Genomic DNA, 16,690 nt, shown 5'->3' with positions numbered 1-16,690 from the left:
TGCCTCCTTGCTTCAGCCGCGCATTCTCCTCCCCTTGGCCGCTGCCTTCGCTTTTCTCGGGCTCGCGTTCTTCATCGCCTCTGGCCGCAGCTTTGCGTTCGATCGCAGCCTCGTGCTGCTCTTCCGCGAGAGCGGCGACCCGTCGGTCCCGCTCGGTCCCGCCTGGTTTCGCGAGGCGATGCGCGACGTGACCGCGCTCGGCAGCTTCGTCGGGCTCGGCATGATGACGATCGCTGCAACCCTGACATTATGGCTGTGCCGCTATCGCCACCTCGCCGTCGGATTGGCTGTCACGGTGCTCTCGGCGACGCTGGTCAGCACCGGACTCAAGATCGCGATCGGTCGCGAGCGGCCCGATATCGTCGAGCACGCCGCACTGACCTTCACCGCCAGCTTCCCGAGCGGGCATGCCTTCCTGTCGGCAGTGACGATGCTCAGCATCGCCGGCTTCATCGGCCTCGCCTCGCGCCGGGACGACATCACGCGGCTCTGTATCTGGCTGGCCTGGGTGATGATCGTGCTGATCGGCGTCAGCCGGGTCTATCTCGGCGTTCACTGGCCCACCGACGTGATCGGCGGCTGGTGCCTGGGGATCGCCTGGTCGAGCCTCGCGGTCGCCTTGCTCGGGCGCAAGATGGCCGCGGCCGACCCGCTCGATGCCGGCACCGGCGCGCCTCGCTGACGGGCCTCGCCGGCCTAGCGCATGTCGATCGTCTCGTTGACGCCGAGATCGGGCTGCCGACCGAGGATCTTGGCCGTCGCCAGCTTGAAGGCGACAAGGACACCGCTCGACGGCCCGTTCCAGATTTCCGCGGAGACCGGGGCCAGCGACAACAGCATCGCGTCGGGGTCGTCCGGGCCGCCCGGAAACCACGCGCCGGTCAGCGGGGTCCAGATCGCCCGGATGAGATCGCGATCGTCGATGCCGGCTGCCGCGCAGGACACGGCGGCGTAGAAGTTATGGTCCTCGTCGCTGATCGCGATCGACACGCTGGGCGAGCGCAGCGCCTCGTCCAGCGCTCCGGTATGGCGATGGGTTACGAACAGGATGCGGTGATGGTCGCGATCGACATGGCCGGACATCGGCCTCGTCCTGATGACGCCGTCGGCCGCCGTCGTCACCATGCAGACCGGGCGGCGCTCGAGCGCGTTCCAGATTGTCTGCTGGAGTTCGGTTTCCGGCATGGCGCACTCCTGATGCGATGTGGTCGCGGCGGTTCGTCATGTCTGGAAACGCCGACGCTCGCGGGGCGTTCCGCGACTATGTCCCGGCCCGGTCGGCTGTCAATCGCGACAATCCGCCTCGGAAGCCCTGCAGCGGCGCGGAACAATCCGGCACATCGGCAGTTCAGGTCGCGCCGCTACGTCTGCGGCTGCAATTTTGGAAAGACCTGATGCTCGCATCCCGCAATCTGCTCGTCGCTCTCGTCGTGGTTCTCGTCGCCGGTCTCGCAGCAACCGGCTACGCGCTGTATCAGGAGAAGAAGCAGCCCGAGGGCGTCGAGATCTCCGTCGGCAAGAACGGCCTGTCGATCAAGGAGAAGTGATCCGGGGCCGGGTAGGGCGGCTGCCGGGCCTCAGCTGTTGGCAAGGATCATGTTGCGGACGATGGGATAGATCTGGCCGTCCCATTTGCGGCCGGAGAACACGCCGTAATGTCCGACGCCGGCCTGCATGTGGTGGCGCTTGCGGAACGGCTTGAGGCCTGAGCACAGATCGTGCGCGGCCGACGTCTGCCCGAGCGAGCAGATGTCGTCACGTTCCCCCTCGACCGTCAGCAACGCGGTCTTTCGGATGGCCCGGCAGTCGACGGTCTCGCCGCGATAGGTCAGCGTCCGCGCGGCGAGCCTGGCCTCCTGGAAGATCCACTGGACGGTCTCGAGGTAGAATTCCGCCGGCAGGTCGAGCACGGCAAAATACTCGTCGTAGAAGGTCTTGATCTTTTGCGCCTCTTCCAGTTCGCCCGTCGCCATATGGGTGAAGAGGTCGATATGGGCGTTGATGTGCCGCTGCATGTTCATCGTCATGAAGGCGCCGAGCTGGACGAAGCCCGGATAGACCCTCCGGCCGGCGCCCGCATAGCGTGACGGCACGGTAGCGATCAGGTTCTTGCGGAACCACTCGATCGGCTTGTCGCTGGCAAGCTTGTTGACGGCTGTCGGATTGATGCGGGTGTCAACCGGTCCCGCCATCAGCGTCATGCTGCGCGGCTGGCAGGCGCTCCCTGCCTGCGCCATCACCGCCGCTGCGGTGAGCACCTGCACGCAGGGCTGGCACACCGAGACGACATGCGTCTGGTCGCCCAGCGTCTCGATGAAGCGGATCAGCGTGTCGACATAGTCGTCATAGCCGAAAGCGCCGGCTTCCAGGCTGACGTCGCGGGCGTTGTGCCAGTCGGTGATGTAGACGTCGTGGTCGCGCAGCAGCGTTGCGACGGTGTTGCGCAGCAGCGTCGCGAAATGGCCTGACATCGGCGCGACCACCAGCACCTTCACCTGCGGCGTGTCGCTGTCCTTGCGGAAGCGCAGCAGGCTGCCGAATGGCAGGCTGAGCACGACCTCTTCCGTCACCGGCACGTCGCGATTGCCGTCGCGCACGCTGTCGATGTGGTAGGACGGGCGCTCATGGGTCAGGCTCGCGCGCGTCACCATCTCGTAGGCGGCCGAGGCGGCGCGGAGATCGACGGGATTGCCTGCCATCGCCCGGGCGCCGAGCGTGGCGAGGGCGCCCTGCGCCAGCATCCTGGCCGGATTCATGAAGTCGGATTGGGCCTGATAGGCGAGATAGAGCATCAGTCTGCGACCTCGATCCGGGCAAAACATCGCCGCCTGCCGGCGACGATGCCGTCAGGCGGCTGCCTGCAAGGTTCATGCTGCACCGCAAGATCAGTCTTTCGCAAGAATCTTTCTACGCTGCGCCCGCCTTGGAATATCTCTTGCTACGTTGGAGCCTTCTTGGCCGAGGACGATGCCCATGACCGCCGCCACGCTCACCATCAGCAGCCGGAATTATTCCTCCTGGTCGCTGCGCGGCTGGCTGCTCTGCGTCATGGCGGGGCTGGAGATCGAGGAGCACATGCTTTCGGTCGACGACCCCTCCGCGCGCGCCGAACTCCTGCTGCTGTCGCCCTCTTTCCTCGTGCCCTGCCTGACGCATGACGGCATCAAGATCTGGGACACGCTCGCCATTGCCGCCTATCTCGACGAGATCAGGCCCGAGGCGGGGCTCCTGCCCAAGGATGCCGCGGCACGCGCCCATTGCCGCGCGATCTGCGGCGAGATGCATTCCGGCTTCGCCAATCTGCGCTCGGCGCTGCCGATGAACCTCAAGGCGCATTATCCCGGCTTCAAGGTCTGGGCGGGCGCCCAGGCCGATATCGACCGCGTCACCGAGATCTGGCGCGAGTGCCTCGGGGCCCATGGCGGGCCCTATCTCTTCGGCAAGACCCTGACCATGGCCGACGCGATGTATGCGCCCGTCTGCCTGCGCTTCCGGACCTATGACGTCCCGCTCGATGAGCAGAGCCAGGCTTATTGCAAGGCAATCTCCGGCTGGCCGGCTCTCAAGCGCTGGATCGAGGCGGCCAAGGCCGAGCCCGAAGAGCTGGAAGAGCTCGACGCCGAGTTCTGAGCGCCGGGCCATCATGCGCCAACGGGATCGAGCGATCCCGCAGCGGCATTGGTCTTCCGGCGTCAAAGGCGCTAAACCCCCCACGAATGCGACAAGCCGTGGGAGGCAGCCTATGACAGAGATCTTCAAGAACCTGATCGCCGGTGAATGGGCCGGGTCGGGCAATGCCTCGCGCAACATCAACCCGTCGAACACCAACGACGTCGTCGGCGAATACGCTCAGGGCTCCGTCGACCAGCTCAATGACGCCGTTGCCGCCGCCAAGGCTGCCTTTCCGGCCTGGAGCCGTTCTGGCCCGCAGGAGCGCTACGAGATCCTGAAGAAGGCCTCGGACGAGATCCTCGCCCGCAAGGAAGAGCTCGGCAAGCTGCTCTCGCGCGAGGAAGGCAAGACGCTGGCCGAGGGCATCGGCGAGGCCGGTCGCGCCGGCCAGATCTTCGCCTTCTTCGCCGGCGAGGCGCTGCGGCTGGCCGGCGAGGCGCTGCCTTCGGTGCGCCCGGGCGTCGGCGTCGAGATCACGCGTGAGCCGGTCGGAATCATCGGCATGATCACGCCCTGGAACTTCCCGATCGCGATCCCGGCCTGGAAGATCGCGCCGGCTCTGGCCCATGGCAACTGCGTCGTCATCAAGCCGGCCGATCTCGTCCCCGGCTCGGCCTGGGCCCTGGTCGACATCCTCCAGCGCGCCGGCCTGCCCAAGGGCGTGCTCAACCTCGTCATGGGCCGCGGCTCGGTCGTCGGCCAGGCGCTGTTGCAGCACAAGGATGTGCACGCCATCTCGTTCACCGGCTCGGTCTCGACCGGCCGCAAGGTCGCTGAGGCCTGCATCGCTTCCTCGCCGATGAAGAAGGTCCAGCTCGAGATGGGCGGCAAGAACCCGCTCGTCGTGCTCGACGACGCCGATCTCAAGATCGCCGTCGAATGCGCTGTTCAGGGCGCCTTCTTCTCCACCGGCCAGCGCTGCACGGCCTCTTCGCGCCTGATCGTCCAGGCCGGGATCCATGATCGCTTCGTCGAGGCCTGCATCGAGCGGCTGAAGGGCGTCGTCGTCGATGATGCGCTGAAGGCCGGCACGCATATCGGCCCGGTCGTCGACCAGAGCCAGCTCGACCAGGACCTGAAATACATCCAGATCGCCAAGGACGAAGGCGGCAAGCTCGCCTTCGGCGGCGAGCTCCTGAAGCGCGACACGCCCGGCTTCTACCTGCAGCCGGCGCTCTTCACCGAGACCACCAACGCCATGCGCATCTCGCGCGAGGAGGTCTTCGGCCCTGTAGCCAACATCATCCGCGTCAAGGATTACGAAGAGGCGCTCAGCCTCGCCAACGACACCGAGTTCGGCCTGTCGTCGGGCATCTGCACGACGTCGCTGAAGCATGCGACGCACTTCAAGCGCAATGCCGAGGCCGGCATGGTGATGGTCAACCTCGCCACAGCGGGCGTCGATTACCATGTGCCGTTCGGCGGCCGGAAGGGCTCGAGCTACGGCCCGCGCGAGCAGGGCGCCTACGCCAAGGAGTTCTACACCACGGTCAAGACGGCCTACACCCTGGCCTGATCCTCCGGGATCGAGATCATGAGGGCCGCGCCGCAAGGCGCGGCCCTTTTGCGTCAGAAGCCTTCCAGCACGATCTTGCCCTTCGCACGGTTGCTCTCGATCAGGCCATGAGCGCGCTTGAGGTTCGCCGCATCGATCCTGCCGTAATGGTCCGCTAGCGTCGACTTCAGCGTTCCGGCCTCGACCAGCCGCGAGACCTCCGCGAGGAGCTTGCCCTGCTCGCTCATGTCGGCCGTCTGGAAGAGCGGCCGCGTGAACATCATTTCCCAGTGCAGGGAGATGCTCTTGCGCTTCAATGGGTTTGCGTCGAGCGTCTCGGGGTCGTCGATCAAGCCGAGCCGGCCCTGCGGTGCGATCAGCTCGAGGATTTCCGGCAGATGGCTGTCGGTGTGCGTCGTCGAGAAGACATGTCCCGGCGCGCCGAGGCCCAGCGCCGCGACTTGGGCCGCCAGCGGCTTGGTGTGATCGATCACGTGATGTGCGCCGAGATCGCGCACCCAGCCCTGCGTCTCCGGCCGCGAGGCGGTGGCGATGACGGTCAAGTCGGTGAGCTGGCGCGCGAGCTGCACCGCGATCGAGCCGACGCCGCCGGCACCGCCCACGATCAGCACCGCATGGGCCGCGCCAGGCACCTTGTCCCGGATGCGCAGCCGGTCGAACAGCATCTCCCAGGCCGTGATCGCGGTCAGCGGGAGCGCCGCGGCCTCGGCGAAGCTTAATGTCTTCGGCTTGGGCCCGGCGATGCGCTCATCGACCAGATGCAGCTCTGCATTCGAGCCCGGTCGGTCGATCGCGCCGGCATAGAACACCTCGTCGCCAGGCTTGAAGCTCGTCACGTCCGGGCCGATGGCCTCGACGATCCCTGCCGCATCCCAGCCGAGCACCTTGACCTCGCCCTCGGCCGGTTGTGCCCGCTTGCGGACCTTGGTGTCGACCGGATTGACCGACACGGTCTTGACCCGGACCAGCAGGTCCCTGCCCGTGGCGACCGGAGCGGGCAGCTCGAGGTCGATCAGGCTGGTCTCGGCGGTGATTGCTTGCGATTGGCGGTATCCGACGGCGCGCATGGCGACCTCTCCTGCATTGCGATGCAGGCGAGATGCGCCTTATGCTAAAACCTCGCAAGAACGCACAATTCTCGCTCATAGTGTCGAAAAGGATACCGTTATGCCGCCGCGTTTCCAGGAGCCGTTCTGCTCGGAAGGCTGCCCGGTCGAGGCCGCGCTCGGCCTCATTGGCGGCAAATGGAAGGGAATCGTGCTCTATCACTTGATGGGCGGAACGCTGCGCTTCAACGCCATCCGCAAGCGTATGCCGGGCGTGACGCAGCGCATGCTCACCACACAACTGCGTGAGCTGGAGAGCGACGGGCTGATCGTGCGCGTCGTCTATCCGGAGGTGCCGCCGCGCGTCGAATACAGCCTCTCGACGAAGGGGCGCACGCTGGAGCCGGTGATCATGGCGCTCAAGGCCTGGGGTGAGACGCATGCGCGGCAGCAGGACGCGCAGGCGGCCTGACGGCACTGGTCAGTAAGGCAGCCCGACATAGTTCTCCGCCAGCGCCGCCATCGCGTGCTCGGAGGAGACGAGATAGTCGAGTTCGGCCTGCTGCATGCGCTGCTCGAACGGGCTCTGCTCCGGGAACTGGTGCATCAGCGACGTCAGCCACCAGGAAAAGCGCTCAGCCTTCCAGACCCGCGCCAGCGCCTTGTGCGAGTAGGCGTCGATGCCGGCTTCCGACTTGTCGAGGAAGAGTTCGCGCAGCGCCTCGAACAGGTAATGCACGTCGCTCGCTGCGAGGTTGAGGCCCTTGGCGCCCGTCGGCGGCACGATGTGGGCGGCGTCGCCTGCCAGGAACAGCCGCCCGAACCGCATCGGCTCCGCCACAAAGGACCGCAGCGGCGCGATCGATTTCTCCAGAGACGGGCCCGTCGTCAGCGCTGCCGCGGTCGCGGGGTCGAGCCGGCGGCGCAGCTCGTCCCAGAAGCGCGTGTCGGACCAGTCGTCGACATGCTCGTCCTGCCGGCACTGAATGTAGTAGCGGCTGCGGGTATGCGACCGCATCGAGCAGAGCGCGAATCCGCGCTCGCTGCGGGCGTAGATCAATTCGTCGGAGACTGGCGGCACATCGGCGAGGAGGCCGAGCCAGCCGAACGGGTAGACCCGCTCGAAGATCCGCAGCGCCTCGGAGGGCACGCTGGCGCGCGAGATGCCGTGATAGCCGTCGCAGCCGGCGATGACGTAACAGTCGAGCCGCTTCGACGTGCCGCCCTCGCGATAGGTGACGAAGGGTTGGGCACCGTCGAAGCCATGCGGCTCGACATCCTCGGCCTCGAAAATGGTGGCGGCTCCCTGCGCGGCGCGCTGGTCCATCAGGTCCCGCGTCACCTCGGTCTGCCCGTAGATGGTGACATGCTTGCCGCCGGTCAGCCGGTCGAGCGCGACGCGGTGGCGTTGTTCGCCGAAGAGAAGGTCGACGCCGTGATGGGGCAGGCCCTCGGCATGCAGCCTTGCGCTCGCACCGACCTGGTCGAGCAGGCCGACTGTGCCCTGTTCGAGCACGCCGGCCCTGATCCGCGCCAGCACATAGTCGCGGCTCTTGCGCTCCAGGATGACTGTGTCGATCCCGACCTGGTGCAGCAACTGCCCGAGCAGCAGGCCGGCTGGCCCGGCTCCGATGATGGCGACCTGCGTCCGCATGCATTGTCCCGGCGAGCACCCGTCTGGCGCTTCTGCAGGAAACAAGTTGACATGGCAACCAATTAAAGGGAAGCGCTTCCTGTGCAGGGCAGCGTCCCGCGATAGCCCTAGCCGACGGGGATGACGTCGACGGCGACGCCGACCTTCTGCGAGCCCGGGCCGATCAGGACCCCGTCCAGCGGCGAGACGTCGGCATAGTCGCGCCCGAAGGCGGTGACGATGTGATCGTCGGCAACAATCAGGTCGTTGGTCGGATCGAGGCCGATCCATCCTGTCTCGGGCCCGCACCAGAGCATGACCCAGGCATGGCTGGCATCAGCGCCTTCGAGGCGCTTCTCGCCCGGCGGCGGGATGGTGCGGATATAGCCGCTGACATAGGCCGCCGGCAGACCGAGGCCGCGCAGGCCTGCGATCATCACATGTGCGAAATCCTGGCAGACGCCGTGGCGTTCGCGGAAAGCCTCCTCCAGCGGCGTCGAAACCTCCGTCGCCTCCGGATCATAGGTGAAATCGGCGCGGATGCGCGCCATCAGCTCGCTCGCGGCTTCCAGCACCGGCCGCGACGGCGCGAAGCTTCTGCGCGCATAGTCCGTGACCGCCGCGACGGGCGGCACCAGCCGGCTCGGATAGAGATGATGCGCTGGCGAATCCGGAGCCAGGCTATCGGAGGCCAGCGCGAGTGCCCCGACCTCCTCCCAAGTCCGCGTCAGGCCGGGGAAGGGCGGCGGCGTCCGTCGCACCTCGACGCGCGCGCGCATCTCGACCTTGAGCTCGCGGTGCGGCTTCGAGATGGTCACGGTCGACATGCGGTTGCCGAAGAAGCAGATCCCGTCGACGCGTTCGGCCGGGCGCGGCGTCACACTGAGTTCGCTCTTCTCGACGCGCTGGCCGCCGTCGTCGCGCGGCTGCAGCCGCAGGATGCAGCGCGCGAACGGGACCGGGCGGCTATAGCCGTAGGTGGTGATGTGCCGGACGTCGTAGATCACGCGATGCCTGTCAGCCTGGAGCCTTCCGGGCCGGTGTTCTGGAGAAAATAGCGATCTGCGATCGCGCTGGAGACACCCATCAGGAGCTGCTCGAACAGCAGGATCGAGGTGCGGTCGAGCCGTGCGGCTTCCGCCGTGCGGCATTCGGCGGCGAGCTTGAGGATCAGCCGACGCGGTGCTTCCAGCATGCCGTCCTCGGTCAATGACGGCAGGTCCTTGATCTCGGTGTCGAGTCGATCGACCTGGAAGGCGACCGAGCGCGGATTATAGGGGTCGAGCATCACCAGATCGAGCACCGGCTGCAGGCTCGCACCGAGCAGGTAGCGCGAGCGGTAGGTGATCTGCGAATCCGTCAGGTCGAGCAACGCGTCGAGCGAGTCCATCGGCGCCGTGGTTTCGGCGAAATGGCGGGCGAAGCGGCAGGTCGCGATGCCCCGTTCGAGCCGCCGCCCGATGTCGAGAAAGCGCCAGCCCGGGCCGCGCACCATGTTCTCCTGACTCAGGCCGGAGAAGGCGGCCAGCGACTTCAGCGCGCGGTCGGCTATCTCATAGGCCTCGCCTTCGCTCGGTTCATGTCCGTTCTCGAGAGTCAGCTGCTGCTGCATGTCGCCGAACAGCCGCCAGGCGTCGATCGAAAGCCGCTCACGGATGACCGACGCCGTCCGCCGCGCCTCGCGCATGCTGGCGATCGCCGAGCCGTACTGGTCCAGCCCATGCAGTGCCGCGGAGGCCTGGCCGAGCAATGTCTGCGCCTTGCCGCCGGGCGAGGCGCCCCAGGCGACCAGCAGATTGGCGAGCCGGCGCAACGTCTCGTTGCGTCCCTGCGTCGGGTCGGTGTCGATCAGCCGGCCGAGCAGAGCCCGCACCAGCCGGAGCGTCGCCTCCGTCCGCTCGAGATAGCGCCCGAGCCAGAATAGGTTGTCGGCTGCCCGGCTCGGCAGCGTGCCGGTGATGCGGCGGATCGGGATTCGGTCCGGCGTCGGCAGCAGCGTCACCTGCTCGACCGGCGCGTCGGAGGTGACCCAGACGTCGCTGGAGCGCACGCCGCTCTGCATGCTCACCGCGCGTGCATCGGGTTCGTCGGAGATGCGGCAGAAGCCGCCGGGCATCACCTTCCAGCCATCCGGCGTGGCGGCGGCGAAAACGCGCAGCGTCATCGGGCGCGGTTGCAGCCGGCCGTTCTCGAGCACCGGCATGGTCGAGAGCCGCACCACCTCCTGCCCGACATAGTCCATGCCACGGGCTTCGATGCGCGCGCGCAGCGCGTCGCGCTCGGCAGCCGGCAACTCACCGGCGATCACCGGGCCGGTATCGTGGCCGCCGCCCGCGCTGCGGAATGCCGGCGCGATGCTCATCTCGTCGAGGCGGTCGAGCACGGCCGCGCGCTCGCGTGGCTGCCCGCACCACCAGGTCGCGACATTCGGCAGGATCATGTCCTCGCCGAGGATGCGCTCGCCGAGCCTCGGCAGGAAGCTCATCAGCGCCCGGGCCTCGACCACGCCCGAGCCGAGCCCGTTGGCGATATGGACGCTGCCCCTGCGCACCGCCTGGACGAGACCCGCGACGCCGAGCGCCGAGGCCGCGTTCAATTCCAGCGGATCGGAGAAATCGCCGTCGATGCGGCGCCAGATCACGTCGGCCCGCTTGAGTCCGGCGATGGTGCGGACATGCACACGGCCCTCGCGCATGACGAGGTCGCCGCCCTCGACCAGAAGGAAGCCGAGATAGCGCGCGAGATAGGTTTGCTCGAAGTAGCTCTCGTTGAGCGGCCCCGGCGTCAGCAGGCAGATGCGCGGCTCGACGCGACTGGAACTGGCGACGAGGCCGGCGCGGAAGCCCTGGAAGAAGGCCGCCAGCCGCTCGACATTCATCGTGCGGAACATGTCCGGGAAGGCACGCGACAGGGCGAGTCGGTTCTCGAGCGCATAGCCGGCACCGGAAGGCGCCTGCGTCCGGTCCTGCAACACCCACCAGCGCCCGTCGGGCCCGCGTCCGAGATCGGCCGCGTAGATCTGCAGAGCGCCGCCGCCCGGCGCGCCGTGCAGCGGGCGGAGATAATCGGGGCTGCCTGTGACAACCGAAGCAGGCAAAAGCCCGTCGGCGATCATCTCGCCCGGGCCGTAGATGTCGTCCAGCAGCGTGCCGAGCAGGCGGGCGCGCTGGGCCACGCCCGCCGCGATGGTCTGCCATTCGGCGCCTGTGATGACGAGCGGTACATGGCTGAGCGGCCAGGACCGTTCGCCCGCAGTCGGATCGCCATCGTTCAGATCGCCATGGACGCGATAGGAGACGCCGGTGTCGCGGACATGGCGATCCGCAAGGCCAAAGCGCTGGTTCAGCTCGTCGGGCGAGAACGCGCACCACTCCGCGAGAAACGGCTCCCATTGCGGCCGCACCTGGCCGTCCGCGCCGATCAGCTCGTCATGCACGCCTGCCAACGGCCGATAACCCGCCAACAGAGCGTTGCGCCGCTCCGTTCGGGTGCGCGTCGATGGTGATCGCCCCTGCAATGCCATCGCCTGCGTCTGGTGACCTCTACAATCCGGGGGGACGCCGCAAATCCAGTGTGAGCGGGAATTCGGCGCTGCGCTCTTCCGGCGGAATCGCCAGCGCGCCGGGAGTATGACCGATCGCTTCGAAACGCGCGAGCCGGCGGGCCTCCGCTTCGTAGGAATTCACAGGCGGAGTCTCATAATTGCGACCGCCGGGATGGGCGACATGGTAGACGCAGCCGCCGAGCGAGCGTCCGACCCAGGTATCGACGATGTCGAAAGTCAGCGGCGCATGCACCGGAATCGTCGGGTGCAGTCCGGAGGCCGGCTGCCAGGCCTTGAAGCGCACGGCACTGATGCTCTCACCCGAGGTGCCCGCGGCCGTCATCGGCAGGCGCCGCCCGTTGCAGGTGATCAGGTGCCGGCCGGGCACGAGTCCCTTCGCCTTCACCTGTAGCCGCTCGACGGAGCTGTCCACATAGCGCACCGTGCCGCCGATCGCGCCTTCTTCGCCCATGACATGCCAGGGTTCGAGCGCCTGCCGGATCTCGATCTCGACACCGCCATGTTCGACCTTGCCGAAGAACGGGAAGCGGAATTCGGCCTGCGCCTCGAACCAGACCGGATCGAAGGCGTAGCCGGCGCGGTTGAGGTCGGCGAGCACCTCCCTGAAATCCTGCCAGACCATCTCCGGCAGCATGAAGCGGTCATGCAGCGCCGTGCCCCAGCGCACCAGTCCGCCCGCTTGCGGCTCGCGCCAGAACCACGCGATCAGCGCCCTGACCAGCAGTTGCTGCGCCAGGCTCATGCGGGAATCCGGCGGCATCTCGAAACCGCGGAACTCGATCAGCCCGAGCCGGCCCGTCGGCCCGTCCGGCGAATAGAGCTTGTCGATGCAGATCTCGGTCCGGTGGGTGTTGCCGGAGACGTCGACCAAGAGGTTGCGCAGCAGCCGGTCGACCAGCCAGAGCGGGATCGCGGGCTCGCCGGGCTGCGGAATCTTCGCCAGTGCGATTTCCAGCTCGTAGAGCGCGTCGTGGCGTCCCTCGTCGATGCGCGGGGCCTGGCTGGTCGGACCGATGAACAGGCCGGAGAACAGGTAGGACAGGGAGGGATGCCGGTTCCAGTAGAGCACGATGCTCTTGAGCAGGTCCGGCCGGCGCAGGAAGGGCGAGTCGGGCGGGGTGACGCCGCCGAGCACGACATGGTTCCCGCCGCCGGTTCCGGTATGGCGGCCGTCGACCATGAACTTTTCGGCGCAGAGCCGCGACTGCCGTGCCTCCTCATAGACGCCGCGGGTGATTGCGACCGCCTCGCTCCAGCTGCGGGCGGGATGGATGTTGACCTCGATCACGCCGGGGTCGGGCGTGACCTTGATCACGTTCAGGCGCGGATCATGCGGCGGGGCATAGCCCTCGATATGGACGGGCTGGTTGCGCTCGCGCGCCACCTCCTCGACGCTGGCGATCAGGTCGAGATAATCCTCCAGCCGCTCCACCGGCGGCAGGAACACGCACAGCACATTGTCGCGGATCTCCAGGCTGATCGCGGTGCGGACATGCTCGCCGCCGATCTCCTGCTCGGTCCGGTCCTGCGCGCCGGAGCCGGCCGCGGCCTCCACGGGGCGCGACATCTGCTGTGGCGAGGGCGCCTCAGGCCGGATCGGAGCCTCGGGCGTGGGCGGGTCGGCCGCCGGCCCGAAGCCGCCCGCCGAACGCGGCAGCGGCGGCCGCTCCTCCATCGGATCCTGCGGATGGATATGCGGATATTCCGCCTTCGGCACCACCGGCAGCGAGCCCAGCGGCAGGCGGTAGCCGACCGGCGAGTCTCCCGGCACGAGGAAGAGCTTGCCCCGCCTCAGCTTCCACTTCTCCGAGCGCCAGCGCCTATCGCCGCCCTGGGCCTGCCAGCGTTGGACAGGTATGACATAGCCGCGCGGCTTGCCGAGCCCGAGCTGGAAGACCTGCTGCATGCGGGCGCGCTCCTCGGGATCTGCCAGGCGAGGGTCGAGCGGGTCGACATTGTCGGGAAGCTGCGCCTCCTTGAGCAGCCAGTAGCCAGTGTCCTCATAGGCAGGCACGACGAAGTCCGCGCCCAGCCCGAGCTTGTCGGAGAGGCCGGCCGCCAGCGCCTCGGCCTCGGCGATCGTCGCGCCGGCCTCGAGTTCGCGGTCCCCGCCAGTTGGTGCGCCGGGCTCGCGTGCGATCAACGTCGCATCGCGCCAGATCGGTTCACCATCCTGGCGCCAGTAGAGCGCGAAGGCCCAGCGCGGCAGGCTTTCGCCCGGATACCACTTGCCCTGACCGTAATGCAGCATGCCGCCGGGCGCGAAACGCTCGCGCAGCTTGCGGATCATGACGTCGGCGCGATGGCGCTTGGTCGGCCCGACGGCGGCCGTGTTCCATTCTTCGCCGGTCTGGTCGTCGATAGAGACGAAGGTCGGCTCGCCGCCCATGGTCAGCCGCACATCCTGAGCCTGGAGGTCGGCCTCGACCTGCTCGCCGAGCGCATCGAGTCGTTGCCAGGACTCGTCGGAGAAGGGCAGGGTGATGCGCGGCACCTCATGGACGCGCGCCACGCTCATGTCGAAGTCGAACTTGGTCTCGGCATAGCTCGCGACGCCCGAGACCGGCGCGGCCGAGCGGTAATGTGGCGTTGCCGCCAGCGGCAGATGGCCTTCGCCGGTCAGCAGGCCCGATGTCGGATCGAGGCCGATCCAGCCGGCGCCGGGGATGTAGACTTCGGCCCAGGCGTGGAGGTCGGTGAAATCCTTGTCGGTGCCGCGCGGCCCTTCCAGCGGATCGATGTCCGCCTTCATCTGGATCAGGTAGCCCGACACGAAACGGGCGGCGAGGCCGAGATGGCGCAGGATCTGGACCAGCAGCCAGCTCGAATCGCGGCAGGAGCCGGATTTGATGTGGAGCGTCTGCTCCGGCTCCTGGACGCCAGGCTCCATGCGGATGCCATAGGCGATGCCCGAGGCCAGCCGCGCATTCAGATCGACGATGAAGTTGACCGTGTTGGTCTTCTCGCGCCGAATCGTGGCGAGGAACGCCTGCAGCAGCGGCCCGGCCGGCTCGGTGACGAGATAGGGCGCGAGCTCCGCCCGCAACTCGTCCGGATAGGAGAAGGGAAAGGTTTCGGCGTCGGTCTCGACGAAGAAGTCGAACGGATTGATGATCGACAGTTCGGTGACGAGATCGACCTCGATGCGAAATTCGGTCACCGGCTCGGGGAAGACATAGCGTGCCAGCCAGTTGCCGCTCGGATCCTGCTGCCAGTTCACGAAGTGCTCGGCCGGCGTGACTTTCAACGAGTAGCTGTTGATCGCGGCCCGGCAATGCGGTGCCGGCCGCAAGCGGATGATCTGAGGACCGAGCGTGACCGGCCGATCGTAGCGGTAGTGGGTGACGTGGTGAAGCGCAGCGATGATGGCCAAGGGCTGAGCACCTGCAGGTCGTGGCGCAGCGGAGCGCCGCGCAGCCTCACGTTAGCGAGGCGCGGGAAGCCCGCAAAGGAGCAACTGGCCCAACGCTGCACCCGGGGAAGCCCTGCCGTGCACAAGAAGTGAGCAGGCGGCCTCTGGACTTCGGTGCCGCTCTGCTGGACATAGGCCGCAAATTGGTTCCACATTCGACCGAACGGCCGGGATCACGGCCGCAAACCTGAACTGATGGGGATTTCGATGCGTCACGTAGCAAAGTTGCTCGCGGCATCCGCCTTCACCGCGCTCATGGCAGCGCCCGTCCTGGCCCAGACGCCGAAGGACACGGTGGTCATGGCCAAGCAGATCGACGACATCATCTCGCTCGATCCGGCCGAGGCCTTCGAGTTCTCGGGCGTGGAAGTTGGTGCCAATGTCTATGACAAGCTCGTCGGCGTCGACCTCGCAAACGGCAACAAGATCGTCGGCGAGCTCGCAACGAGTTGGACGGTCAGCCCTGACCAGCTGACCTACACCTTCAAGCTGCGCCCCGGCGTGAAGTTCCACTCCGGCAATGCGCTCACCGCCGCCGACGTGGTCTACTCGATCCAGCGTGCGGTCACGCTCAACAAGTCGCCCGGCTTCATCCTGACCCAGTTCGGCTTGAACAAGGACACGGTGCTCGACAAGGTCAAGGCGCCGGACGATTCCACCGTCGTCATTACCGTCTCGCAGCCCTTCGCGCCGACCTTCTTCCTGAACTGCCTCACCTCCGGCGTCGCCTCGGTGGTCGACTCCAAGCTGGTCAAGGCGAACGAGAAGGACAGTGACTGGGGCAATGGCTGGCTGAAGCTGAACTCGGCCGGCTCGGGCGCCTACAAGGTCCGCGCCTATCGTCCCAACGAGCAGTATGCGCTCGATGCCAATGAGGGCTGGTACAAGGGCGCGCCGAAGAACAAGCGCGTCATCGTCCGCCACGTCGCCGAGCCCGCCTCGCAGCGCCTGCTGCTCGAGAAGGGCGACGTCGACATGGCCCGCAACCTCTCGAAGGATCAGCTCGCCGGCGTCAAGGACAACAAGGACGTGCAGGTCGTCCAGGGCAACAAGGGCTACATCCTCTATCTCGGTCTGAACCAGAAGAACCCGAACCTGGCGAAGCCCGAGGTGCGCGAGGCGTTGAAGTACCTCGTCGACTACACCTCGATCGAGAAGAACATCGTCGAGGGTACCTACAAGCACCACGAGTCCTTCCTGCCGAACGGCTTCCTCGGCGCGATCGACGACAAGCCCTACAAGTTCGATCTCGCCAAGGCGAAGGAACTGCTCGCCAAGGCCGGGCTGCCGAACGGCTTCACGGTCACCATGGATACCCGCTCGGTCAACCCGATCACCGACATCGCCCAGGCGATCCAGTCGACCTGGGGCCAGGCCGGCGTCAAGCTCGAGCTCATCCCGGGCGACGGCAAGCAGACGCTGACCAAGTACCGCGCCCGTACCCACGACATCTATATCGGCCAGTGGGGTCCGGACTATCTCGACCCGCACACCAATGCCGAGACCTTCGCGATCAACGAGGACAATGGCGAGGACGCGAAGTCCAAGACGCTGGCCTGGCGCAACACCTGGGACATCCCGCAGATGACCAAGACCACCAAGGCGAACGTGCTTGAATCCGATGCGAGCAAGCGCGCCGTGGTCTATGGCGATCTCCAGCGCGAGCATCAGAAGGTCTCGCCCTTCGTCATCATGTTCCAGCAGGTCGAGGTCACCGCGCAGCGCAAGGGCGTGAAGGATTGGGTCATCGGCCCGAGCTCCGACACGAACTTCTACGCTCCGATCACCAAGGGCTGATCCGCCCTGGCGTTACGAACCCGCCGCGCCCTGCCTGGTCGCGGCGGGT

The 16,690-nt window shown here is 66.9% G+C and carries 13 protein-coding genes; 6 read left to right on the top strand and 7 right to left on the bottom strand.

Features of this window, described 5'->3' with window-relative positions; all coding sequences use genetic code 11:
* Positions 1-7 precede the first annotated feature (7 nt).
* Entirely contained in the window at positions 8-682 is a 675-nt protein-coding gene (locus VGN82_RS20320; protein WP_327528858.1) for a phosphatase PAP2 family protein, read from the top strand.
* 14 nt (positions 683-696) lie between these two features.
* On the opposite strand, the gene VGN82_RS20315 is transcribed toward VGN82_RS20320, so the two are convergent.
* A complete protein-coding gene (locus tag VGN82_RS20315; RefSeq protein WP_327528857.1) occupies positions 697-1,185 on the bottom strand; it encodes a pyridoxamine 5'-phosphate oxidase family protein in 489 nt (162 codons plus the stop codon).
* Positions 1,186-1,394: 209 nt separating this feature from the next.
* Here VGN82_RS20315 and VGN82_RS20310 point away from each other — a divergent pair, with 209 nt between their 5' ends.
* Positions 1,395-1,547, top strand: coding sequence for a hypothetical protein (locus tag VGN82_RS20310; RefSeq protein ID WP_327528856.1), 153 nt, complete (start codon positions 1,395-1,397; stop codon positions 1,545-1,547).
* Between the two features lie 30 nt (positions 1,548-1,577).
* Here the strand turns inward: VGN82_RS20310 and VGN82_RS20305 are convergent, their stop codons facing one another.
* Positions 1,578-2,792 (bottom strand): polyhydroxyalkanoate depolymerase, encoded by a 1,215-nt coding sequence (locus tag VGN82_RS20305; RefSeq protein ID WP_327528855.1) that lies wholly within the window; start codon positions 2,790-2,792, stop codon positions 1,578-1,580.
* A 181-nt stretch (positions 2,793-2,973) separates the two neighbouring features.
* Between VGN82_RS20305 and VGN82_RS20300 the strand changes: the two genes are divergently transcribed.
* Both VGN82_RS20300 and VGN82_RS20295 read left to right on the top strand, forming a co-directional pair.
* Positions 2,974-3,630, top strand: a complete 657-nt coding sequence (locus VGN82_RS20300; RefSeq protein WP_327528854.1) for a glutathione S-transferase family protein — start codon at positions 2,974-2,976, stop codon at positions 3,628-3,630.
* A 112-nt stretch (positions 3,631-3,742) separates the two neighbouring features.
* Positions 3,743-5,188 (top strand): aldehyde dehydrogenase family protein, encoded by a 1,446-nt coding sequence (locus VGN82_RS20295; protein ID WP_327528853.1) that lies wholly within the window; start codon positions 3,743-3,745, stop codon positions 5,186-5,188.
* A gap of 53 nt (positions 5,189-5,241) precedes the next feature.
* On the opposite strand, the gene VGN82_RS20290 is transcribed toward VGN82_RS20295, so the two are convergent.
* A complete protein-coding gene (locus tag VGN82_RS20290; RefSeq protein ID WP_327528852.1) occupies positions 5,242-6,255 on the bottom strand; it encodes a zinc-binding alcohol dehydrogenase family protein in 1,014 nt (337 codons plus the stop codon).
* Positions 6,256-6,355: 100 nt separating this feature from the next.
* Here VGN82_RS20290 and VGN82_RS20285 point away from each other — a divergent pair, with 100 nt between their 5' ends.
* Entirely contained in the window at positions 6,356-6,706 is a 351-nt protein-coding gene (locus VGN82_RS20285; protein WP_327528851.1) for a winged helix-turn-helix transcriptional regulator, read from the top strand.
* A 9-nt stretch (positions 6,707-6,715) separates the two neighbouring features.
* Here the strand turns inward: VGN82_RS20285 and pobA are convergent, their stop codons facing one another.
* The 4 genes from pobA to VGN82_RS20265 all read right to left on the bottom strand — a co-directional run bounded on the left by pobA (position 6,716) and on the right by VGN82_RS20265 (position 14,805).
* On the bottom strand, positions 6,716-7,888 hold the full coding sequence (gene pobA, locus VGN82_RS20280; protein ID WP_327528850.1) for a 4-hydroxybenzoate 3-monooxygenase: 1,173 nt from the start codon (positions 7,886-7,888) through the stop codon (positions 6,716-6,718).
* A 107-nt stretch (positions 7,889-7,995) separates the two neighbouring features.
* Complete coding sequence (locus VGN82_RS20275; protein WP_327528849.1) at positions 7,996-8,874, bottom strand: transglutaminase family protein; 879 nt, start codon at positions 8,872-8,874, stop codon at positions 7,996-7,998.
* A complete protein-coding gene (locus VGN82_RS20270; RefSeq protein WP_414644338.1) occupies positions 8,871-11,390 on the bottom strand; it encodes a circularly permuted type 2 ATP-grasp protein in 2,520 nt (839 codons plus the stop codon). Before VGN82_RS20270 ends, VGN82_RS20275 begins: the two co-directional genes overlap by 4 nt.
* Before the next feature lie 19 nt (positions 11,391-11,409).
* A complete protein-coding gene (locus tag VGN82_RS20265) occupies positions 11,410-14,805 on the bottom strand; it encodes a transglutaminase family protein (protein ID WP_327528848.1) in 3,396 nt (1,131 codons plus the stop codon).
* Between the two features lie 246 nt (positions 14,806-15,051).
* Between VGN82_RS20265 and VGN82_RS20260 the strand changes: the two genes are divergently transcribed.
* Entirely contained in the window at positions 15,052-16,641 is a 1,590-nt protein-coding gene (locus VGN82_RS20260) for an ABC transporter substrate-binding protein (protein WP_327528846.1), read from the top strand.
* The last annotated feature ends 49 nt before the right edge of the window (positions 16,642-16,690 follow it).

The sequence above is a fragment of the Allobosea sp. genome (genome assembly GCF_035999205.1).
In the GTDB taxonomy this organism is placed as follows: Bacteria; Pseudomonadota; Alphaproteobacteria; order Rhizobiales; family Beijerinckiaceae; genus Allobosea.
This window is presented reverse-complemented; position numbering and strand designations above follow the sequence as displayed.